This is a genomic window from Pseudomonas sp. NFPP25 (assembly GCF_900116505.1).
In the GTDB taxonomy this organism is placed as follows: Bacteria; Pseudomonadota; Gammaproteobacteria; order Pseudomonadales; family Pseudomonadaceae; genus Aquipseudomonas; species Aquipseudomonas protegens.
Window position 1 is genome coordinate 336,263 of record NZ_FPBG01000004.1, and the last position, 20,588, is coordinate 356,850.

Here is a 20,588-nt window from a genome sequence, read left to right on the forward strand (position 1 = left end):
GCCCCGGTAGTCTTTTTCATGAGCTGTAACCGTCAAATCGTCCGCAGCCTGCGTCAGCAGATTCCCTCTTTCGAGTGCGTTCCCGGCTGCCACGACTGCTGCGGCCCGGTGACCACCTCGCCGGAGGAAATGTCCCGCCTGCCGCGCAAGACCGCTGCCGAGCAGGAAGCTGCCATGGACGAGCTCAACTGCGTGCACCTGGGACCCAACGGTTGCACCGTGTATGACGAGCGTCCGCTGATCTGCCGCCTGTTCGGCACCACGCCGAGCCTGCCTTGCCCCAACGGCCGGCGCCCGGTGGAGATGATCCACCCCCGGGTCGAAAAACAGATCCACGACTACATGGCCAGCACTCGCCAGGTCCTGGTCTAGCCCCGAGCACCCCGGCTTGCCGGCGAAGGCTGCACCCTCTCGCTTCAATCCGGAATCGGCAGGCTCAGGCTCTCCTTCACCTCTTCCATGACGATGTAGCTCTTGGACTCGCGCACGTGGGGCAGCTTGAGCAGGATGTCCCCCAGCAACTTGCGGTAGGACGCCATTTCCGAGATCCGCGCCTTGACCAGATAGTCGAAGTCGCCGGACACCAGGTGGCACTCCAGCACGTGGGGCAGCTTCAGCACCGCCCGGCGAAACTCCTCGAAGGTATCGCCGGACTTGTAGTCCAGGCTGATCTCGACGAACACCAGCAGGCTGCCCTTGAGGTGCTGCGGATTGAGCCGCGCGTTGTAGCCCATGATGATCCCTTCGCGCTCCAGGCGGCGCACGCGCTCGGTGCAGGGGGTGGTGGAGAGGCCCACTCGCTCCCCCAGCTCGGTGAAGGAAATGCGTCCGTCGGCCTGGAGTATCCGCAAGATATTGCGATCGATCTTGTCCAGGGCCCGACGGGTCTGATGGTTGGTGCGCATAGGGGATGCCCCTCCGTGAAAAGCAATATCGCCGAGAATTCTCGCCAAATATAGGCGGTTATATAGTGAAAATCACTGCTCAATGTTTCTTACACTGCGCCCATCTTTGCTCTGAATAACAAACGTCAGCGGTCAAGCCGCGATGAGGATATGAAAATGCGCGTTCTGGTCTTGGGCAGTGGCGTTATCGGAACCACCAGTGCCTATTATCTGGCTCGAGCCGGATTTGAAGTGACCGTAGTGGACCGTCAGCCGGCCGCCGCCATGGAAACCAGCTTCGCCAACGCCGGCCAGGTCTCGCCTGGCTATGCGTCGCCCTGGGCCGCTCCGGGTGTACCGCTCAAAGCCATCAAATGGCTGCTGCAGCGCCACGCGCCACTGGCGATCAAGGCCACGGCCGACATCGACCAGTACCTGTGGATGGCACAGATGCTGCGCAACTGCACCGCCAGCCGCTATGCGGTGAACAAGGAACGCATGGTGCGCCTGTCCGAATACAGCCGTGACTGCCTCGACGAGTTGCGAGCGGAAACCGGCATTGCCTACGAAGGCCGCAGCCTGGGCACTACCCAGCTGTTCCGCACCCAGGCGCAGCTGGACGGTGCGGCGAAAGACATCGCCGTGCTCAAGGAATCCGGCGTGCCGTTCGAACTGCTGGACCGCGAAGGCATCGCCCGGGTCGAGCCGGCCCTGGCCAACGTCACTGACATCCTCGCCGGTGCCCTGCGCCTGCCCAACGACCAGACTGGCGACTGCCAGATCTTCACCACGCGCCTGGCGGAAATGGCCAGCAAGCTGGGTGTGGAATTCCGCTTCGGCCAGGACATCCAGCGCATCGACTTTGCCGGTGACCGGATCAACGGCGTGTGGATCGACGGCAAGCTGGAAACCGCCGACCGCTACGTGCTGGCCCTGGGCAGCTACTCGCCGCAATTGCTCAAGCCGCTGGGCATCAAGGCGCCGGTGTACCCGCTCAAGGGTTACTCCCTGACCGTGCCGATCACCAACCCGGCCATGGCCCCGACTTCCACCATCCTCGACGAAACCTACAAGGTCGCGATCACCCGTTTCGACAACCGGATCCGGGTCGGCGGCATGGCTGAGATAGCCGGTTTTGACCTCTCGCTCAATCCGCGCCGGCGTGAAACGCTGGAGATGATCGTCAACGATCTCTATCCTCAGGGCGGCGACCTGTCCCAGGCCAGTTTCTGGACCGGGCTGCGTCCCACTACCCCGGATGGCACGCCGATTGTGGGCGCCACGCCGTTCCGCAACCTGTTCTTGAACACTGGCCACGGTACGCTCGGCTGGACCATGGCTTGCGGGTCCGGTCGCCTGCTGGCGGACCTGATGGCCAAGAAAAAGCCGCAGATCAGCGCCGAAGGCCTCGATATTTCCCGTTACGGTAACCCTCAGGAGTCAGCTAAACATGTCAATCCAGCGCCAGCTCACCAATGAGCGCATGAGCCAGATTGTTGTCCACGGCGGTACGGTGTATCTGTCCGGGCAAGTCGGTGATGACATGCAGGCCGGGATCGAACAGCAGACCCGCGAGACCCTGGCCAACATCGAACGCCTGCTGGATCTGGCCGGTACCGACAAGAGCAAGCTGCTGTCGGTGACCATCTACCTGAAGGACATCGATGCCCACTTCGCTGGCATGAACAGTGTCTGGGACCAGTGGCTGCCAAAAGGCGTGGCGCCGGCCCGGGCCACGGTCGAAGCCAAGCTGTGCGAACCGGAAATCCTGGTCGAGCTGTCCGTAGTGGCCGCTCTGCCTTAAGCGACAAGATCCCTCTCCCGGTGCCGGTGGCGGCTCGCCGTTATCCAGCACCGGTTTTTTATTCCCCATGACCGCCTAGAAGTCTGCCGCCATGCGCCCTGCCCGTGCCCTGATCGATCTCCAAGCCCTGCGTCACAACTACCAACTGGCCCGTGAAATTTCGGGAGTTCGTGCTCTCGCGGTGATCAAGGCCGATGCCTACGGCCATGGCGCGGTGCGCTGCGCCCAGGCACTGGAAGGCGAGGCCGACGGTTTCGCCGTGGCCTGCATCGAAGAAGCCCTGGAGCTGCGCGCCGCGGGCATTCGTGCGCCGGTGCTGCTGCTGGAAGGTTTTTTCGAAGCATCCGAGCTGGCGCTGATCGTCGAGCATGATTTCTGGTGCGTGGTGCATTCGCTGTGGCAACTCGAAGCCATCGAGCAGGCGGCCGTGGCCAAGCCACTGACGGTCTGGCTCAAGCTGGACTCGGGCATGCATCGGGTCGGCCTGCATCCCAAGGATTACCAGGCGGCGTATCAGCGCCTGCAGGCCAGCGGCAAGGTCGAGAAGATCGTGCTGATGAGCCACTTTGCCCGCGCCGATGAACTGGACTGCCCGCGTAGCAGCGAGCAGGTGGCGGTATTCGAAGCGGCTCGCCAGGGCCTCGGAGCGGAAATCAGCCTGCGCAATTCGCCGGCGGTCATGGGCTGGCCCAGCGTACCCAGCGATTGGGTGCGCCCGGGCATCATGCTCTACGGTTCGACGCCGTTCGAAGAAAACAACTCGGTGGCCGCGCGCTTGCAGCCGGTAATGACCCTGGAGTCCAAGGTGATCTGCGTGCGTGAACTGCCGGCCGGCGAGCCGGTGGGCTACGGCGCCAGGTTCATCACCGACAGGCCAATGCGCATCGGCGTGGTGGCCATGGGGTATGCCGACGGTTATCCGCGCCATGCGCCTACTGGTACGCCGGTACTGGTGGCCGGCCAGCGCAGCCGCCTGCTGGGCCGGGTGTCCATGGACATGCTGTGTGTCGACCTGACGGACGTGCCCCAGGCCGGTCTTGGTTCGACCGTGGAGTTGTGGGGCAAGAACATCCTCGCCAGCGATGTTGCGCAGGCCGCCGATACCATCCCTTATCAGCTGTTCTGCAACCTGCGCCGGGTACCGTTGGTGTACTGCGAAGGCTGAGATTCCGTGGGCTGTACCGAAAGTCGCCTTCCCGGGGGGAATCGGGAGCAAGTGTTGTAAATACTGAACGCTGTCGCCATGATAACGCTCAATTACAACAACGCCTGATTCCCGCCTAGGAGGCTGCCGCATTGGACGTCGGTGAACGACTACAATCCATCCGTAAACTGAAAGGTCTTTCCCAGCGTGAACTCGCCAAGCGTGCGGGCGTCACCAATAGCACCATTTCAATGATCGAAAAGAACAGCGTCAGCCCCTCGATCAGCTCGCTGCGCAAGGTGCTGGGCGGCATTCCCATGTCCATGGTGGAGTTCTTTTCCGAGGAAATCCTCCAGGAAACGCCTTCTCAGATCGTCTACAAGGCCCACGAACTGATCGACATCTCCGATGGTGCGGTGACCATGAAGCTGGTGGGTCGGGCTCATCCGAGCCGCGCCATTGCCTTCCTCAACGAGATCTACCCGCCGGGTGCCGATACCGGTGAAGAGATGCTCACCCACGACGGCGAGGAAACCGGGATTCTCCTCGAGGGGCGCCTGGAACTGGTGGTAGGGCTTGAAACATTTGTCCTCGAAGCCGGCGATAGCTACTACTTTGAGAGTACGAAGCCGCACCGTTTCCGTAATCCGTTCGATGTTCCGGCGCGACTAATCAGCGCAGCCACTCCGGCGAACTTCTAGATCAAGAGGCGTCCTGCAAGGCTTGCAGAGAGGCCCCCAGCGACATTTTGCCGCGAATAAGACCCCTTCGACTTTGGGGTTGTTTCAGTGTGGCGGGCTAACCGTTATACTTTCGCCCGCCTGCGAAACCGTGGCCGCAGGCGTGACTAGCCACCATTGAGGGTGTACGCGTGAACCTAATTATGAAAATGCTGGCCGCACCAGCAACCGTATTGGCCCTTTGGGCAGTCAGCGCTCAAGCTGCGACTAATGATGATATTGCCAAGCGTCTTGAGCCTGTCGGCCAGGTCTGCGTCCAGGGGCAGGAATGCAAGGGTATGGAAGTGGCCGCCTCTGCGGGCGGTGGCGGTGGCGCGAAATCCCCGGATGACGTGATCGCCAAGCACTGCAACGCTTGCCACGGCACCGGCCTGTTGGGCGCACCGAAAATCGGTGACACCGCAGCCTGGAAAGAGCGCGCCGATCACCAGGGCGGCCTCGACGGCATCCTGGCCAAGGCCATCACCGGGATCAACGCAATGCCGCCTAAAGGCACTTGCGCCGATTGCTCCGATGACGAGCTCAAAGGTGCAATCCAGAAGATGTCCGGCCTGAAATAAGCCGCCATCTTCAGCGAAAAAGCCGCTTACGAGCGGCTTTTTTGTGGGCGTAATTTGCCCTGTGTACTGGTCAATGCAGCAAACTCCCGGCAAGCTCGGTCCAACCTCAACTCATGGACGGTCCCCGGAGGGTCAGATGCTGCAATCCTGTTCTATCGAGCATGCGGTGGATGAAGTGCTCGCGCGTTTGCCGCAACACATTCACATGGGCATGCCCCTGGGGCTGGGTAAACCCAATCGTTTCGCCAATGCCCTGTACCGGCGCATCGCCGGGATGCCGGAACGCCAGCTGACCATCTACACCGCTTTGAGCCTGGGCCGGCCGGCCCTGGGCGACGGTTTGCAGAAGCGCTTTCTCGAACCCTTCGTCGAACGGGTATTCGGTGACTACCCGGAGCTGGATTTTCTCGCTGACCTGCATCGCGACAGCCTGCCGGCGAACATTCGCGTCGAGCAGTTCTTCATGCAGCCCGGCAGCCTCCTGCACAGTGCCCCGGCGCAGCAGGACTACGTCAGCAGCAACTACAGCCATGCCGCCCGGGACATCAACGCAGCCGGTCTGAACCTGGTGGCGCAACTGCTGGCCAGGGACCCGCAAGACCCGGGACGCCTGAGCCTGAGCTGCAACCCGGACATCACCCTCGACATGTTGCCGATGATTGCCAAGCGCCGGGCGCAGGGGGAAACCATCCTGATCCTCGGCCAGGTCCACAGCGACCTGCCCTATATGCCGGGTGACTCGGAAATCGATGCCGCGGACCTCGACCTGCTGATCGACGAAGAGGAACGCAGTACGTTGTTCTCCACGCCGAACATGCCCGTGGGCATCCAGGACCATTGCATAGGCCTGCACGCCAGCACCTTGGTGCGCGACGGCGGCACCCTGCAGATCGGCATTGGCTCCATGGGCGATGCGCTGACCGCGGCCTTGCTCGCACGGCAGGCGGACAACGAGGGCTACCGCGCACTGCTGGCAGACCTGCAGGTGGATTACTGGCAGCCGCTGATCGATCGCGAAGGGGGTGTCGAGCCCTTTGCCCAAGGGCTCTACGGCTGCAGCGAAATGTTCGTCAACGGCCTGCTGGCCCTGGCCGACGCGGGCATCGTGCGGCGCAAGGTGTACCCGACCGTGGCGCTGCAAGAGCAAGCCAATGCCGGCACCCTGGATCCGGATTCGGCTGTCGGCGGGGTCTCGATCCATGGCGGTTTCTTCCTTGGCCCGCGCAGCTTCTATCAGCGCCTGCGGGAGCTGCCCAAGAGCAGGCTGGCGCAGTTCAACATGACCGCCATCAGCTACATCAACGAGCTGTATGGCCATGAGGAGCTCAAGCGTCTGCAACGCCGGGATGCGCGCTTTATCAACAGCGCCTTCACCATGACCCTGATGGGGGCGGCGGTGTCCGACCAGTTGCAGGGCGGGCGCGTGCTGAGCGGGGTGGGCGGGCAATACAACTTCGTCGCGCAGGGCCATGCCCTGGCGGATGCCCGCTCGGTGCTGATCCTGCGCAGCTGGCGTGAGTCGGCGGGGGAGGTGAGTTCCAACATTGTCTGGGAATACGGCCACTGCACCATCCCCCGGCACCTGCGGGACATCGTGATCACCGAGTACGGCATCGCCGATCTGCGGGGCAAGACGGACGCCAAGGTGATCGAGGCGTTGCTCAATATCAGCGATTCACGCTTCCAGGCCGGATTGATCGAGCAGGCACAGAAAGCCGGCAAGCTGGCGAAGGACTTTCGTCTGGAGCCGCGTTTTGCCGACAACAGCCCACAGCGTTTGCAGAACATTCAGGCGCGTCATCGCCACCTGTTCCCGGAGTATCCGCTGGGCAGTGATTTCAGCGCCCAGGAGCGCGATCTGCTGCGGGCGCTGAACTGGCTCAAGAGCAAGTTCAAGCTCAGCGAGATCCTCGAGCTGGGCAAGGCGGCACTCGACGCACCGGAGCCCGCGGCGTTTGCCGAGCACTTGGAACGCATGGGGCTGGAGAAACCCGAAGGCCTGCGTGAAGACCTGTACCAGCGGTTCCTGCTGGCGGGTCTGCAGGCCACGGCCCCCAACTTGTCGTAGGAGACGGCTTGCCGGCGAATGGGCCTTCAAGTCTTGCGCTGCTCTCAAGGGCGTCTTCGCTGGCAAGCCAGTTCCTACACAAGTCTGTTGCTCTGGCGGGCGGGGTTACTCGATGAAGGTGACCACGCCGCCGGCCAGGGATTTGACCCGGGCCAGGGATTCCACGCGGTAGCCCTGGGAGTCCAGTTCGGCACGGCCGCCCTGGAACGACTTCTCGATGACGATGCCCAGGCCGGCCACGGTGGCGCCGGCCTGCTTGATGATCGAGATCAGTGCCTGGGACGCCTTACCGTTGGCCAGGAAGTCGTCGATGATCAGCACGCGGTCGCTGCTGGTCAGGTGCCGCGGGGAAATGGCGACGGTGCTTTCCACCTGCTTGGTGAAGGAGTACACGGTGGCCGACAGCAGGTTCTCGGTCAGGGTCAGGGACTGGTGCTTGCGGGCGAAGATCACCGGCACGCCCAGGTTCAGACCGGTCATGATCGCCGGGGCTATCCCTGAGGCTTCGATGGTGACGATCTTGGTGATGCCCGAATCCTTGAACAGCGTGGCGAATTCGTCGCCGATCAACTTCATCAACTGCGGGTCGATCTGATGGTTCAGAAAGGCGTCGACCTTCAGTACTTGATCGGAAAGCACGATGCCTTCTTCGCGAATTTTCTTGTGCAGTGCTTCCACGGAGCTTCCTCTACTGGCCACGTCTGGGCCAAAGGTCTGTTAAAAAATAGTCGATTTTAACGCTTTAACATCGCGCGTATATCCGCCAAGGCGCTATTGCCGCGAACGGCCTTCACTTCGGTCGGGGTGTCGTCGTTGCCTTCCCAGGCCAGATCGTCCGGGGGCAGCTCATCGAGGAAGCGGCTTGGCGCGCAGTCGATGATTTCACCGTACTGCTTGCGCTTGGCCGCAAAGGTAAAGGCCAGGGTCTGACGCGCGCGGGTAATGCCCACATAGGCCAGGCGCCGTTCTTCCTCGATGGTATCGGCTTCGATACTGGAGCGGTGCGGGAGGATTTCCTCTTCCATGCCCATGATGAACACGTAGGGAAATTCCAGACCCTTGGAGGCATGCAAGGTCATCATCTGCACGCCCTCGGCGCCGTCTTCCTCTTCCTGCTGACGTTCCAGCATGTCGCGCAGGACCAGCTTGCCGATGGCGTCTTCGACGGTCATCTCGCCGTCTTCGTCTTTTTCCAGGGTGTTCTTCAAGGCCTCGATCAGGAACCAGACGTTGCCCATCCGGTAGTCCGCCGCCTTGTCGCTGGAGCTGTTGGTGCGCAGCCAGTTCTCGTAGTCGATGTCCATGACCATGCTGCGCAGGGCGGAAATCGGGTCTTCGCCGGCGCACTGTTCGCGGACCCGGTCCATGAAGCGCTTGAAGCGCGCCAGGCGGTCGGTGAAACGGCTGTCCAGATGTTCGCCCAGGCCGATCTCGTCGGTGGCGGCGTACATCGAGATCTTGCGTTCGGTGGCGTAGTTGCCGAGTTTTTCCAGGGTCGTGGAGCCGATTTCCCGGCGCGGCACGTTGATCACCCGGAGGAAGGCGTTGTCGTCATCCGGGTTCACGATCAGGCGGAAGTAGGCCATCAGATCCTTTACTTCCTGGCGTCCGAAGAAGCTGTTACCGCCGGACAGGCGATAGGGCACCTGGTGGTGCTGCAGCTTCAGTTCGATCAGCTTGGCCTGGTAGTTACCCCGGTAAAGAATGGCGAAGTCGCTGTAGGGGCGGTCGGTGCGCAGGTGCAGGCTAAGGATCTCCATGGCCACCCGTTCGGCCTCGGCATCTTCGTTGCGGCAGCGGATCACGCGGATCTCGTCGCCGTGGCCCATCTCGCTCCACAGCTGCTTTTCGAATTCGTGGGGGTTGTTGGAGATCAGCACGTTGGCGCAGCGCAGGATACGGCTGGTGGAGCGGTAGTTCTGCTCCAGCATCACCACTTTCAGGGACGGGTAGTCGTCCTTGAGCAGCATCAGGTTTTCCGGGCGTGCGCCGCGCCAGGCGTAGATCGACTGGTCATCGTCGCCCACCACGGTGAACTGGTTGCGCTTGCCGATCAGCATCTTCACCAGCAGGTACTGGCTGGCGTTGGTGTCCTGGTATTCGTCCACCAGCAGGTAGCGCACCTTGTTCTGCCATTTCTCCAGGATGTCGGCGTGCTCTTCGAACAGCTTCACCGGCAGCAGGATCAGGTCGTCGAAGTCCACTGCGTTGAACGCCTTGAGCGTGCGCTGGTAGTGGGTGTAGACGATGGCGGCGGTCTGTTCCTTGGGGTTGCGGGCGTTTTCCAGGGCCTCGGCGGGCAGGATCAGGTCGTTCTTCCACGAGCCGATCATGTTCTTGATCTCGTCGACGCCGTCGTCCCCGGAATACTCCTTCTGCATGATGTCGGTCATCAGGGCCTTGACGTCGGTCTCGTCAAAGATCGAGAAGCCCGGCTTGTAGCCCAGCCGCACATGTTCCTTGCGGATGATGTTCAGGCCCAGGTTGTGGAAGGTCGAGACCGTCAGGCCACGGCCTTCGCCACTGCGCAGCAGGGTGCCGACCCGCTCCTTCATTTCCCGCGCGGCCTTGTTGGTAAAGGTCATGGCGACAATGTACTGGGCGCGGATGCCGCAATTCTGGATCAGGTGCGCGATCTTGCGGGTGATCACGCTGGTCTTGCCGGAGCCTGCGCCGGCGAGCACCAAAAGAGGGCCGCCGACATAGTTCACGGCTTCTTGCTGCCGGGGATTGAGTCGGGACATGACGGTAAAAAGGGATCGGTTACGAAAAGGGCGGGCATTTTAACAGGCTGGACGGATTCTGCTGCCTCTGTCCGACTTGTGACGCACAACGCGATCTAAATTTGCCGGTTTTGATACTTTCCCTCAGGATGCGCGCTGAATATGCGTCTAATGTTCGAGTTAGAGCGGCACAAGAAATTGCGTATGATAATCAATATCAATTGTTATTGTTTATTTGCGCGCCATAATGCCCGCCGCCAACTTAATTTGCAGAGTCTAGGGAGCTAGCTTGTCTAAGCCTGTCGAACCCTTGCGTTTGCTGCTACTGGCTGAAGAGCCGGTGTGGACAGCGTTGTTGCGCGAGTGTGTCGCTCCGTTGGGAGACTCGGTGGTATTGATCAGTGCTCCCAGCTGGGAGTCTGTCAGCCGTTTGTTTGAAGACGACCGCAACGCGGTCCTGTTGACCCTTCCTCATTTGCAGCCCGGCCCCGGGCGTTGCAGCCTGCCCACCGTGTTGCTGCTGGACCAGGAACCGCCCGTAGCCCCTGTAGGCGTCAGCGACTGGTTGGTGAGTTCCTGCCTGAGTACCGATGCCCTGCGCCGTTGCCTGCGCCATGTACGTGAGCGCGGCCTGCTGGAAAACACCCTGCAGCGCCTGGCAGAGCAGGACCCCCTGACCGGCATCGCCAACCGCCAGGGGTTCCAGACCTTGCTGGCCGCGCGCCTGGCGGAAAACGAAGGCCGTGGCCTGGCCCTGGGCCATCTCGACCTGGACAATTTCCGCCACGCCAACGACGCCCTGGGCCACCAGGCCGGCGACCGGCTGATCCTGCAGGTGGTCTCGCGCCTGAAAAGCCAGCTTGAGGCCGGCGATCAACTGGCCCGCCTGGGCAGTGATGAGTTTGCCTTGCTCATCGATACCCGCCGCGCCCCACAGCGGGCCGAGTGGATGGCCGAGCGCATCACCGAAGCCATGGCCGAGCCCTATTGGGTCGATGGCGAAAGCCTGCTGATCGGCTGCAGCCTGGGGATTGCCCATGCCCGGGCCAATGCCGGCGCCGACCCGCTGATGTGGCATGCACACATCGCCATGCAACAGGCCAAGAGCACCCAGGGCTGTACCTTTCATATCTTCAACGAGCGGATCAATCGCAACGCTCGCAGCCTGGCCGACCTGGAAAGCGAACTGCGCCGGGCCCTGCGCCGCGACGAACTGGAGCTGCACTACCAGCCCCGGCTGAACCTGCATGACGGCAAGATCGTGGGCCTTGAAGCCCTGGTGCGCTGGCGCCATGGCGAGCGCGGCCTGTTGCCGCCCAGCGAGTTCGTGCCCCTGGCCGAGCAGAGCGGGCTGATCGTGCCCCTGGGCTACTGGGTGATTTCCCGAGCCCTGCGGGACATGCAGGCCCTGCGCGAACGCGGCCTGCCGCCGTTGCACATGGCGGTGAACCTGTCGTTCCGCCAGTTCCAGGACAGCCAACTGCTTTCGACCCTGAGCCGCCTGATTGCCGAACGCGGAGTCGAGGCCCAGTGGCTGGAATTCGAATTGACCGAGACCGCAGTGATGCGCCGCAGTGACCTGGTGAAGCAGACCATGGATGCCCTGGGTCGCCTGGGAGTGCGTTTCTCCCTGGACGATTTCGGTACCGGCTTCTCTTCCTTCGTCCACCTCAACAGCCTGCCCATTACCCTGCTCAAGGTGGACAAGAGCTTTGTCGGCGGCATGGAGCAGCGCGAAGAGAACCGCAAGCTGGTCCACGCCATGATCAACCTGGCCCATAACCTGAACCTGAATGTGGTGGCCGAAGGCGTGGAGACGGCGGAACAGCTGGCCTTGCTGCGGGGCTTTGGTTGCGACCAGGCCCAGGGCTATCTGATCAGCAAGCCGCTGCCCCTGGCGGAACTGATGGACTATCTGACCTTCGGCAGCAGCCAGCAGGCGCTGCAGGAAGGGACGGTTTAAACCGGCGTCGGTTCGGGCTCAATCCGCCTGGCCGGCCTGGAGAGTCATGGCCGGCACGGGCGGCTCACGCCGGATCATGCGGCGCATTCGCCACTCGAATGCCAGGGTCAGGCTGATGGCCGCACACGCCAGCCCCAGGGCCAGGCCCCACCAGACACCGGTCGGCCCCCAGCCCAGGGTGAAGGCCATCAGCCAGGCCGAAGGTGCGCCAATCAGCCAGTAGCAGCCCAGACCCACCAGGAAGGTAGTCTTGGCATCCTTGAGGCCCCGGATCGCGCCCATGGCAATGGTCTGGGTGCCGTCGAACAGCTCGAACCAGGCGGCCACCGCCAGCAGGCTCACGGCCAGCCGGATCACCTCGGCGAAGGCCGGGTCGTTGTGGTCGAGGAACAGCCCGATCAGTTGGTTGGGCAGCAGCCAGAAGATCATGGCGAACCCCAGCATCGCCACCGCGCCAAAGGCGATGCCCACGCGCCCGGCCAATCGTGCATCGAGCAATTGCCCGGCGCCGTAATGCTGGCCGATGCGCATGGTGATGGCGTAGGAAATCCCCGCCGGCACCATGAACGCCACCGAGACGATCTGCAGGGCGATCTGGTGCGCTGCCAGTTGCGTGCTGCCCATGGTGCCCATGCACAGGGCGGCGAAGGCAAACAGCCCGACTTCCACCGCGTAGGTGCCGCCGATGGGCAGGCCCAGGCGCCACAGTTCCCGCAGGTAATGGGTGTTCAGCCGGGACAGGCCCTGGCGCAGAGGGTAGGAGGCGTAGGCCGGGTGGCGCTTGATGTGCCAGGCCAGGGCCACGGCCATGCAGTTGGCGACGATGGCGGTCACCAGGCCAATGCCCACCAGGCCGAGCTTCGGCAGGCCGAACATGCCGGTGATCAGCGCGTAGTTGAGGAGGAAGTTGGCCACGGTGCCGCCCAGGCTGATGACCATCACCGGCGTGGCCCGGCCGATGGCGCTGGTGAAGCCGCGCAGGGCCATGAAACTCAGGTAGCCGGGCAGGGCGAACGGCAGGATCAGCAGGAACTGGCCGGCGGCGTGGACGTTGCTTTCGGTCTGGCCGAACAGCAACAGCAGCGGCTTGAGGTTCCACAGCAGCAGGCCGGCCACCAGGGCCATCAGCCAGGCCAGCCAGAGCCCGGCCTGGGTCAGACGCGCGGCGCCCTCGATGTCGCCAGCGCCCTGGCGGATCGCTACCAGCGTGCCCACCGCGGCAATCACGCCGATGCAGAAGATTGATACGAAGGAGTAGCTGGCCGCACCCAGGCCGCCGCCGGCCAGGGCCTCGGGGCTCAGGCGGGCCATCATCAGGGTGTCGGTGAGGACCATCAGCATGTGCGCCAGCTGCGAGGCGATCAGCGGCCCCGCCAGCCGCAGGATGGCCCAGAGTTCGGTACGTGCTGGATGCTGCATGGTCATCAGGCTCGATCAGGGGAAAGTCCGGGAGAGCGCTGATTCTCGGCGCTCTTGGCCCATAGCACAAAGGGATAAAAACGATTGCTGGCATGATTAAAACTCATGCGAAGCACTTTCTGGTAGCGTGGCCCTGTCACCTTCTGGAGTGCCTGCATGTCCCGTCGTCTTCCTCCGCTGTATGCCCTGCGCGCCTTCGAGGCAGCGGCCCGGCACAGCTCGTTCACCCGGGCAGCCGAAGAGCTGTCGATCACCCAGAGCGCGGTCAGCCGGCATATCCGGACCCTGGAGGATCACTTCGCTTGCCGGCTGTTCCAGCGCAGCGGGCGCAACTTGCAACTGACCGAGGCGGCGCGCTTGCTGCTGCCGGGGATACGCGAGGGCTTCGGTGCCCTGGAACGGGCCTGCAATACCCTGCGTGCCGAAGATGACATCCTGCGCATGAAGGCGCCCTCGACCCTGACCATGCGCTGGCTGTTGGCGCGACTCAGCCGCTTCCGCCATTTGCAGCCGGGCAATGAGGTGCAGCTCACCAGTGCCTGGATGGACGTGGACTCGGTGGACTTCAACCAGGAGCCCTTCGACTGCGCGGTGCTGCTGAGCAATGGCCACTTCCCCCCGGACTGGGAGGCCAGCTACCTGTTTCCCGAACTGCTGATTCCGGTGGGCGCGCCGAACCTGCTCAATGATCAGCCTTGGGACGTGGCGCGCCTGGCCGCCACCGAGCTGTTGCACCCGACCCCGGACCGCCGCGACTGGCGCAGTTGGCTGGAGCACATGGGCCTGACCGACCAGGTGTCCCTCAAGGGCGGGCAGGTGTTCGACACCCTGGAGCTGGGGATGATTGCCGCTGCGCGGGGTTATGGCGTGTCCATGGGGGACTTGCTGATGGTTGCCGAGGATGTGGCCCAGGGTCGCTTGAGCCTGCCCTGGCCGACAGCGGTGGCCAGTGGCCTGAACTACTATCTGGTGTGGCCCAGGACCCGGCCCGGAGGCGAGCGTTTGCGGCGCCTCAGCGACTTCCTTCAGGGCGAGGTCCAGGCCATGCAACTGCCCGCCGTAGAGCGCCTGGGCTGAAACGTTGCAGTACCCGGCTGGCGGGGCGTGCAAATATCCCTGCAAAGCGCTCAAGTATTGGCTCGTGCCGCCGAATCCATGGGTTATGGAACCAGCGTTCAGGAAGGTCCTAACTGATTAAAAATCTTAGAATTATGACTGCCGAGGGTGCTGACCGATCAGGATGATCCGCCTTCTCGGCAAGGAGCCATCATGTCCCAACCCCGTGCCCGCATAGCCTCTCAGCTAGGGCTCGCCCTTGCCTTGATACTCGCCCTGGTGATCAGCGGCAGCACCCTGTTCGCCTTGCGTTCGCTGGACTCGGCGAACCTCGACACCCGAGAGGAACACCTGGCCAGTGAAGCCCGCCTGCTGGCCGATCAGCTCAACACGTTCCACGGTAGCCTGCGCGAGAGCACCCAGCGCCTCAGCGGCCTGTTCGAAAACCGCTTCAGCAGCGGCCTGAGCCTGCATCCGGAACAACCGGTGAGCGTGGCCGGGGTGCAGACCCCGGGATTGCACCTGGGGGATGTGGTGCTGAACAACAACTTCGCCGAAGTCGACCAGTTCAAGCAGATGACCGCCGGTGTGGCGACCTTGTTCGTGCGCAGTGGCGATGACTTCGTGCGGGTCAGTACCTCCCTGAGCAAGCAGGATGGCAGCCGTGCCATCGGCACCTTGCTCGACCATGCCCACCCGGCCTATCAGAAACTCATGGCGGGTCAGGGTTATGTGGGCCGGGCCTTGCTCTTCGAACGCTTCTACATGACCCAGTACACCCCGGTGCTGGACCGCAGCGGCAAGGTCATCGCGGTGCTGTTTGTCGGCTTCGATTACACCGATGCGCAAAATGCCCAGTTCGCCAACCTCAAGCGCTTCCGCATCGGCCAGAGCGGCTCCCTGGCCCTGCTCGACGAGCAGAACAAGTGGCTGGTGCCACCGGCCGGCGTGCAGGCGCCGGAGCAGGCGGCGCAGGTCATGGCGCAAGCGGCCAAGGAGCCGGGCAAGGGGCGTTTCTGGAGTGATCAGGGCGAAGACTTCTACAGCCTGGCAGTGCCGTTCGAGGGTGGCCCCTGGTCGGTGGTGGCGAGCATGCCCAAGGCAGAGATCCGCGCGGTGACCTGGAGCGTTGGTATTCGGCTGGTGATCGGCAGCCTGCTGGCCATGCTGCTGGCGGTGGGCGCTACGGTCTGGCTGCTGCGCAGCAAGCTGGCACCGCTGAGCGACCTGGTGCGCCAGGCCCAGGCCCTGGGCGGCGGTGACCTGAGCGCACGGCTGAACGTTGCCAGCCATGACGAAATCGGCCAGTTGGCCCGCAGCTTCAACCAGATGGGCGAAGCCCTGTCGACCATGGTCGAGCACATCCGCCGCTCTGCCGCCGAGGTCAACGGCCGGGCACAGGTGCTGTCCGGCTTGTCCAGCGGTGCATATGAAGGCATGGAGCAGCAGTCCGGCGAGATCACCAGCATGGCCGGGGCGGTGGAGGAGTTCAGCGCCACCTCGCTGAACATCGCCGACAACATGGGCAGTACCCAGCGCCTGGCCCAGGAAAACGCCCAGCAGACCCATATTGGCCGCACCTCCATGCAAGAGGCCTCGTCTTCCCTGGAACAGATCGCCGGAGCCCTCAACAGCACGGCCACGGTGATCAACACCCTGGGCCAGCGCTCCCAGGAGATCGGCGGAATTGTCGGAGTGATCACCGCGATTGCCGACCAGACCAACCTGCTGGCCCTGAATGCCGCTATCGAGGCCGCCCGGGCCGGTGAGCAGGGCCGCGGTTTTGCCGTGGTGGCGGATGAGGTACGCAACCTGGCCTCGCGTACCCGTGAAGCCACGGATGAAATCTCCCAGATGATCAACAGCATCCAGCAGGAAACCGGCCACGCCATCCAGACCATGGAGCAGGGCAACCGCCTGATGCAGGAAGGCCTGTCGCGCAACGCCGACGTGGCCTCGGCCCTGGCCCTGATCGACGAGCAGAGCCGCAGCGCCGGCGAGCAGTTTGCCGCCATCACCACCGCGACCCAGGAGCAGAGCAGCACCGCCACGGTACTCAGCAGCAATCTGCAGAGCATTGCCCAGGCCAACAGCGAGCAGCGTGAAGTGGTGTCCAACCTGGCGGTCACTGCCCGTGAGCTGGAAACCCTGGCCGCGGACCTGCGCCAGGAAGTCGATCGCTTCCGCTGACGGCTGGCGCCTCGCCCCTCAATCCTGGTTGGGGGGCGAAAGTTGCAATGAGGCTTGATTCGACTAAAACAGATGAGCAGTGGTTTGCCCCAAGGACCTCCCTTTCAGCAGGAGCTGGCATGACTCATCTTTCCCGTTTCGTCCCCCGCGCCCTGGCGCTGTCGGCACTCTTGCTCAGCCCGGCGGCGTTCAGCCAGGAAAGCCCGGCGTTCATCGCCCCGGCTACCTGGAATACCCCGTTCAACGGCATCGCCCAGGTGGCCTGTCACAACTGCTACGAGAAGCAATACGCAAGCACCTTCAGCAGCGTGCTCGACAGTGTGCGCACCCTGGAACTGGACTTCTGGGACCAGCGCGATGCGGTGACCGGCGGCTCGCCCCGGCACTGGTTCGTGCGGCACAACCCCGGCACCCTGTTCCAGTCCGGCAACGACAACAATTGCACGGGCGATGGCACCGGCAAGAACGATCTCGAAGCCTGCCTCAACGACGTCAAGAACTGGAGCGACAACCACCCCGGGCACTTTCCCATCACGGTGATCCTCGACAAGAAGCAGGGCTGGTCGAAGGAAAGCTCGGGGCGCACGCCCAAGGATTTCGATGAGCTGGTGAGCCGGGTCTTCCAGGGCAAGCTCTATACCCCCCAGGACCTGGCCACGCACATCGGCAGCAGCGCGGGCGCCTTGCAGGGCAACCTCAAGGGCAAGTCCTGGCCCACCGCCAGCCAGCTTCAGGGCAAGGTCCTGCTGGTGCTCAACCACTCGGAAAACCAGAAGCTCTCGCAGTACGCCGAGGCCCGGACTTCCAGCGCCAAGGTGTTCATCTCGCCGGTGACCAATGGCCAGAACGATGTCAGCGGCAAGGTCAGTGGCATGTCCGGCCAGTCGTCCGGCTACGTGGCCATGAACAACATGTCCAAGGGCGACAAGAAGTGGGCGGCCCAGGCCTTTGCCTACAGCCATGTGGGCCGGGTCTGGGGCGATGACGGGGTGTCGTTCGCCCAGCACATCAGCGAGAAGGTCAACCTCTCGGCCTACTACAAGTTCGCCGAGCAGAACTCCGGCGGCTATCGCATCCGGCCGTTCTGAGCTTCACCGGGGTTCGGTCGGTTCACCGAGCCCCGGGTCCACGCGCTTGCCGATGTCCCGCAGGCGCGCCAGTTGATCGACCATGGTCGGTGCTTCATCGACGCTGCTGACAAAGGTCCACAGGTAGGTCATCACCGCATACACATGGCCGGCCTTGATCTCGGGCGACAGCGCCAACTGGCTGATGGCAATGACGAACAGCACCGCTGCCACAGCGCCAAGGAACAGATAGGCCGCGGCTTCCCGATCCGAGAGCCCGATGCGCAGCCGCGACAGCAGGCGATAGTGACGCTGCAGCGAGACCGCGCCGACCCTGGCCACCAGGCCGATTTCCTTTTCCAGCCGGTTATTCAGGCGTTCGTGCAGTTGCTGGTTGCGCCGGGCAAAACGTGGCAGCAGGGTCATGCACAGCAACAGCGCCGTGAGGCAGGCGAGGCCGATCCAGGGTTCGATCACCAGCAGCATCACTGCCGCCCCGACGATCGACACCAGGGCCGTGGCGATGGTCGGCACGTGCTTTTCGAAGAAGTCGACGAACTCCCGGGCCAGCACCACCCGCGCCGCGGCGGTGGAGGTGTCCTGCTGTTGCAGGCGCTGGTTGAGAATTACCGGCACCGCCAGGTCCGCGTAGATGCGGGTGAAGGTACGGGTGTCCACCGCGCGCCGCGCCGCGCCCACTACCCAGAAGCCCAGCACCACCAGGGCATAGATCAGCGCATGGGCAGCGTCGCCCCGCAGGATCGAATCCACGGCGAAGCCGGCGAACAGCGGGTAGGCCAGCAGCAGGGCGTTTTCCAGGGCCACCAGGGACAAGGTGACGAACAGCTTGCCCGGATAGGCCCGGGCAATGGCCTTGAGGGTCTGGCTGGCGGTCTGCTGGCCGATTTTCTGGGTTGGATCCACGACGATGAGTGGGGTGACGGCGGACATGAGTGCACCACAAGAGTGATAACGGTTAATATTGAGCGACTGCTCAATTATCTTTGAGCGAACGCTCAAAATGCAAGCGCCGTCCATCCTGGCGCCAAGAGGCCTGATTGCACATGTCGCGTAACGACCGTAAAGACCAGATCATCCAGGCGGCCCTGGAATTATTCCGCAGCAAGGGTTTCGCCGAGGTTTCCACCCGTGACCTGGCCGAGCATGCGGGGCTGTCTCGCAGCCACGTCTATCACTACTTCAGTGACTGGAAGGGGCTGCGCCGCGAAGCCTTCGTGCGGTTTGCCGATGACCAGCTGGAGGCGGTGGGCCAGCCCCTGCGCGGTGCCGCGCCCATGGACGCCTTGCTGGGGTTTCTCCGTGACTGCCTGCCCGATTCCGCCGAAGCCGGCTGGGCGCTGTGGCTCGATGCCTGGGACGAAGCCATGCATGACGCCGAGCTGGCGCAGGCCTACCTGAGGATCAACGGCCAGTGGCGGGACATGCTGGCGGCGATCATTGCCGATGGGGTCCGCACGGGGGTGTTCCGCTGCGCCAGCCCCGAGCGCGCGGCAAGGCAACTGTTCGCCCAGACCATGGGTTACGCCGATGACCTGTTGCTGCGGGCTTCCCCCGAAGCTGCCCAGTCGGCGTTGCAGGAAGTCATGGAAGTGGCTGGCCTGCTGCTGGGATTCGAGGGCTGACAGGAAACGGCCAGCGGAGTGGAGTTTGTCCGGCTAGTTGGGGTTTTTGGCCTTGCTGAAACGATTCTTCAGGGCTATAAAAACCGCACAACTCCAAAAAAGGCACTCCTGCATGACTCCGCTGAAACTGCTGGTCACCCTTGGCGCGCTGGCCGCCACCTCCCACGCCATGGCCTGGGACTATGTATTGCTCGATACCGACAAGGCTCCCCGCAACCTGCACCTGACCAGTGAACAGTTGGGGGTCAAGACCGAGCGGCCGTTTTCCGTGACCCTGCGCACCCTGCATGGCGGACGCCAGGAGGGGGTGAGCATCGTCGACATCGACAACGGCGTGATGCAGCTCTCGGTGGTGCCGACCCGGGGCATGAACGTGTTGCAGGCTTCGGTGGGCGATGTGCGCCTGGGCTGGGATTCGCCGGTCAAGGAGGTGGTCAACCCGGCCTTCATCGAGCTTAACGGCCGCGGCGGCCTGGGCTGGCTGGAGGGCTTCAACGAACTGGTGGCCCGCTGTGGCTATGAGTGGGTCGGGCACCCGGGCCTGGATAATGGCGAGCTGCTGACCCTGCACGGCCGCGCGGCCAACATCCCGGCGAGCAAGGTCACGCTGCATATCGACGAGCAACCGCCGCATGCCATTCACCTGCGGGGCGAGCTCAAGGAGCAGGCGTTCAAGAAAGTGGATTTCAGCGTCGCCACCGAACTGGTGACCGAACCCGGCAGCACCCGGTTTGCGCTCAACGACACCCTGACCAACAACGGCGACTACCCCAAGGAATACCAGGCGCTCTACCACAGTAACTTCAGTACGCCGTTCCTGGAGCAGGGGGCGAAGTTCGCCGCGCCGGTGAAGCAGGTTTCGCCGTTCAATGACAAGGCCCGGGCCGACCTGGCGGACTGGCAGACCTATCGCGGCCCGACCCGCGACTACGACGAAACCGTGTACAACCTCGTGCCCTACGCCGACGCTCAGGGCGAGACCCTGGCGGTGTTGCATAACAAGGCCGGGAGCCTGGGTGTTTCCCTGGGCTTCAACACTCGACAACTGCCGGTGTTTTCCCTGTGGAAAAACACCGACACCCAGGGCCAGGGTTATGTGACGGGTTTGGAACCGGGCACCAGCTTTTCCTACAACCGCCGTTACCAGCGCCCGTTGCATCTAGTGCCGAGCATTGGCGCCAAGGAGCAGCGGCAATTCCAGATTCGCTACAGCCTGTTGGCCGATAAAGCCGCGGTGGATAAAGCCCTGAGCCGTGTCAGCCAGATCCAGGATGGGCGTCAGACCGAAGTGCGGTCAACACCCTTGGTAGACCTGTCCCGGGAATGA

18 protein-coding genes are annotated in these 20,588 nt (G+C 63.2%); 13 read left to right on the forward strand and 5 right to left on the reverse strand.

Translation table 11 applies throughout. From position 1 onward, the window contains the following. The first annotated feature begins 18 nt into the window (after positions 1-18). Positions 19-372 (forward strand): YkgJ family cysteine cluster protein, encoded by a 354-nt coding sequence (locus BM382_RS17795; RefSeq protein WP_011064211.1) that lies wholly within the window; start codon positions 19-21, stop codon positions 370-372. A gap of 44 nt (positions 373-416) precedes the next feature. On the opposite strand, the gene BM382_RS17800 is transcribed toward BM382_RS17795, so the two are convergent. Next, entirely contained in the window at positions 417-905 is a 489-nt protein-coding gene (locus BM382_RS17800; protein ID WP_011064210.1) for an Lrp/AsnC ligand binding domain-containing protein, read from the reverse strand. A 156-nt stretch (positions 906-1,061) separates the two neighbouring features. Between BM382_RS17800 and dadA the strand changes: the two genes are divergently transcribed. From dadA to BM382_RS17830, 6 genes are all read left to right on the forward strand, one after another. After that, positions 1,062-2,363, forward strand: coding sequence for a D-amino acid dehydrogenase (dadA, locus tag BM382_RS17805; protein WP_011064209.1), 1,302 nt, complete (start codon positions 1,062-1,064; stop codon positions 2,361-2,363). Further along, positions 2,335-2,688 (forward strand): RidA family protein, encoded by a 354-nt coding sequence (locus tag BM382_RS17810; protein ID WP_011064208.1) that lies wholly within the window; start codon positions 2,335-2,337, stop codon positions 2,686-2,688. The genes dadA and BM382_RS17810 overlap by 29 nt, the downstream gene beginning before the upstream one ends. Before the next feature lie 91 nt (positions 2,689-2,779). After that, entirely contained in the window at positions 2,780-3,853 is a 1,074-nt protein-coding gene (gene alr, locus BM382_RS17815) for an alanine racemase (RefSeq protein WP_019093097.1), read from the forward strand. 131 nt (positions 3,854-3,984) lie between these two features. Then, positions 3,985-4,533 (forward strand): cupin domain-containing protein, encoded by a 549-nt coding sequence (locus tag BM382_RS17820; RefSeq protein ID WP_015637462.1) that lies wholly within the window; start codon positions 3,985-3,987, stop codon positions 4,531-4,533. Between the two features lie 182 nt (positions 4,534-4,715). Beyond that, on the forward strand, positions 4,716-5,132 hold the full coding sequence (locus BM382_RS17825) for a c-type cytochrome (protein WP_011064205.1): 417 nt from the start codon (positions 4,716-4,718) through the stop codon (positions 5,130-5,132). A 136-nt stretch (positions 5,133-5,268) separates the two neighbouring features. Next, a complete protein-coding gene (locus BM382_RS17830) occupies positions 5,269-7,200 on the forward strand; it encodes an acetyl-CoA hydrolase/transferase C-terminal domain-containing protein (protein WP_072443469.1) in 1,932 nt (643 codons plus the stop codon). Between the two features lie 105 nt (positions 7,201-7,305). Here BM382_RS17830 and BM382_RS17835 read toward each other — a convergent pair whose 3' ends face one another. Together BM382_RS17835 and rep are read right to left on the reverse strand one after the other, a co-directional pair. Further along, a complete protein-coding gene (locus BM382_RS17835; protein ID WP_011064203.1) occupies positions 7,306-7,878 on the reverse strand; it encodes a xanthine phosphoribosyltransferase in 573 nt (190 codons plus the stop codon). Between the two features lie 56 nt (positions 7,879-7,934). Further along, positions 7,935-9,944 carry a DNA helicase Rep gene (rep, locus tag BM382_RS17840; RefSeq protein WP_011064202.1) on the reverse strand — a complete coding sequence of 670 codons (2,010 nt, stop codon included), beginning with the start codon at positions 9,942-9,944 and terminating at the stop codon, positions 7,935-7,937. Between the two features lie 268 nt (positions 9,945-10,212). Between rep and BM382_RS17845 the strand changes: the two genes are divergently transcribed. Further along, complete coding sequence (locus BM382_RS17845) at positions 10,213-11,886, forward strand: putative bifunctional diguanylate cyclase/phosphodiesterase (RefSeq protein ID WP_011064201.1); 1,674 nt, start codon at positions 10,213-10,215, stop codon at positions 11,884-11,886. 18 nt (positions 11,887-11,904) lie between these two features. Here BM382_RS17845 and BM382_RS17850 read toward each other — a convergent pair whose 3' ends face one another. Further along, the gene (locus tag BM382_RS17850; protein WP_053154533.1) at positions 11,905-13,311 is read right to left on the reverse strand and encodes a NorM family multidrug efflux MATE transporter; all 1,407 of its coding nucleotides are present in this window, start codon (positions 13,309-13,311) and stop codon (positions 11,905-11,907) included. A 150-nt stretch (positions 13,312-13,461) separates the two neighbouring features. Here BM382_RS17850 and BM382_RS17855 point away from each other — a divergent pair, with 150 nt between their 5' ends. From BM382_RS17855 to BM382_RS17865, 3 genes are all read left to right on the forward strand, one after another. Further along, positions 13,462-14,382: a LysR substrate-binding domain-containing protein gene (locus tag BM382_RS17855; protein WP_011064199.1), complete on the forward strand. Its 921-nt coding sequence runs from the start codon at positions 13,462-13,464 to the stop codon at positions 14,380-14,382. Between the two features lie 192 nt (positions 14,383-14,574). Continuing rightward, on the forward strand, positions 14,575-16,551 hold the full coding sequence (locus BM382_RS17860; RefSeq protein WP_072443471.1) for a methyl-accepting chemotaxis protein: 1,977 nt from the start codon (positions 14,575-14,577) through the stop codon (positions 16,549-16,551). A gap of 119 nt (positions 16,552-16,670) precedes the next feature. Further along, positions 16,671-17,639: a Ca2+-dependent phosphoinositide-specific phospholipase C gene (locus BM382_RS17865; RefSeq protein WP_019093094.1), complete on the forward strand. Its 969-nt coding sequence runs from the start codon at positions 16,671-16,673 to the stop codon at positions 17,637-17,639. A gap of 3 nt (positions 17,640-17,642) precedes the next feature. On the opposite strand, the gene BM382_RS17870 is transcribed toward BM382_RS17865, so the two are convergent. After that, entirely contained in the window at positions 17,643-18,569 is a 927-nt protein-coding gene (locus BM382_RS17870; RefSeq protein ID WP_170866332.1) for an ABC transporter six-transmembrane domain-containing protein, read from the reverse strand. A 113-nt stretch (positions 18,570-18,682) separates the two neighbouring features. Between BM382_RS17870 and BM382_RS17875 the strand changes: the two genes are divergently transcribed. Further along, complete coding sequence (locus BM382_RS17875) at positions 18,683-19,261, forward strand: TetR/AcrR family transcriptional regulator (protein ID WP_011064195.1); 579 nt, start codon at positions 18,683-18,685, stop codon at positions 19,259-19,261. Positions 19,262-19,373: 112 nt separating this feature from the next. Continuing rightward, the gene (locus BM382_RS17880) at positions 19,374-20,588 is read left to right on the forward strand and encodes an aldose 1-epimerase family protein (RefSeq protein WP_072443483.1); all 1,215 of its coding nucleotides are present in this window, start codon (positions 19,374-19,376) and stop codon (positions 20,586-20,588) included.

Bases quoted from the DNA above. Each gene is read 5' to 3' on its own strand.
- BM382_RS17850 (WP_053154533.1), bottom strand. From the start codon at position 13,311: ATGACCATGCAGCATCCAGCACGTACCGAACTCTGGGCCATCCTGCGG.
- rep (WP_011064202.1), bottom strand. From the start codon at position 9,944: ATGTCCCGACTCAATCCCCGGCAGCAAGAAGCCGTGAACTATGTCGGC.
- BM382_RS17860 (WP_072443471.1), top strand. From the start codon at position 14,575: ATGTCCCAACCCCGTGCCCGCATAGCCTCTCAGCTAGGGCTCGCCCTT.
- BM382_RS17865 (WP_019093094.1), top strand. From the start codon at position 16,671: ATGACTCATCTTTCCCGTTTCGTCCCCCGCGCCCTGGCGCTGTCGGCA.
- BM382_RS17880 (WP_072443483.1), top strand. From the start codon at position 19,374: ATGACTCCGCTGAAACTGCTGGTCACCCTTGGCGCGCTGGCCGCCACC.
- BM382_RS17875 (WP_011064195.1), top strand. From the start codon at position 18,683: ATGTCGCGTAACGACCGTAAAGACCAGATCATCCAGGCGGCCCTGGAA.
- dadA (WP_011064209.1), top strand. From the start codon at position 1,062: ATGCGCGTTCTGGTCTTGGGCAGTGGCGTTATCGGAACCACCAGTGCC.
- alr (WP_019093097.1), top strand. From the start codon at position 2,780: ATGCGCCCTGCCCGTGCCCTGATCGATCTCCAAGCCCTGCGTCACAAC.
- BM382_RS17855 (WP_011064199.1), top strand. From the start codon at position 13,462: ATGTCCCGTCGTCTTCCTCCGCTGTATGCCCTGCGCGCCTTCGAGGCA.
- BM382_RS17795 (WP_011064211.1), top strand. From the start codon at position 19: ATGAGCTGTAACCGTCAAATCGTCCGCAGCCTGCGTCAGCAGATTCCC.
- BM382_RS17870 (WP_170866332.1), bottom strand. From the start codon at position 18,569: ATGTCCGCCGTCACCCCACTCATCGTCGTGGATCCAACCCAGAAAATC.
- BM382_RS17825 (WP_011064205.1), top strand. From the start codon at position 4,716: ATGAAAATGCTGGCCGCACCAGCAACCGTATTGGCCCTTTGGGCAGTC.
- BM382_RS17800 (WP_011064210.1), bottom strand. From the start codon at position 905: ATGCGCACCAACCATCAGACCCGTCGGGCCCTGGACAAGATCGATCGC.
- BM382_RS17810 (WP_011064208.1), top strand. From the start codon at position 2,335: ATGTCAATCCAGCGCCAGCTCACCAATGAGCGCATGAGCCAGATTGTT.
- BM382_RS17830 (WP_072443469.1), top strand. From the start codon at position 5,269: ATGCTGCAATCCTGTTCTATCGAGCATGCGGTGGATGAAGTGCTCGCG.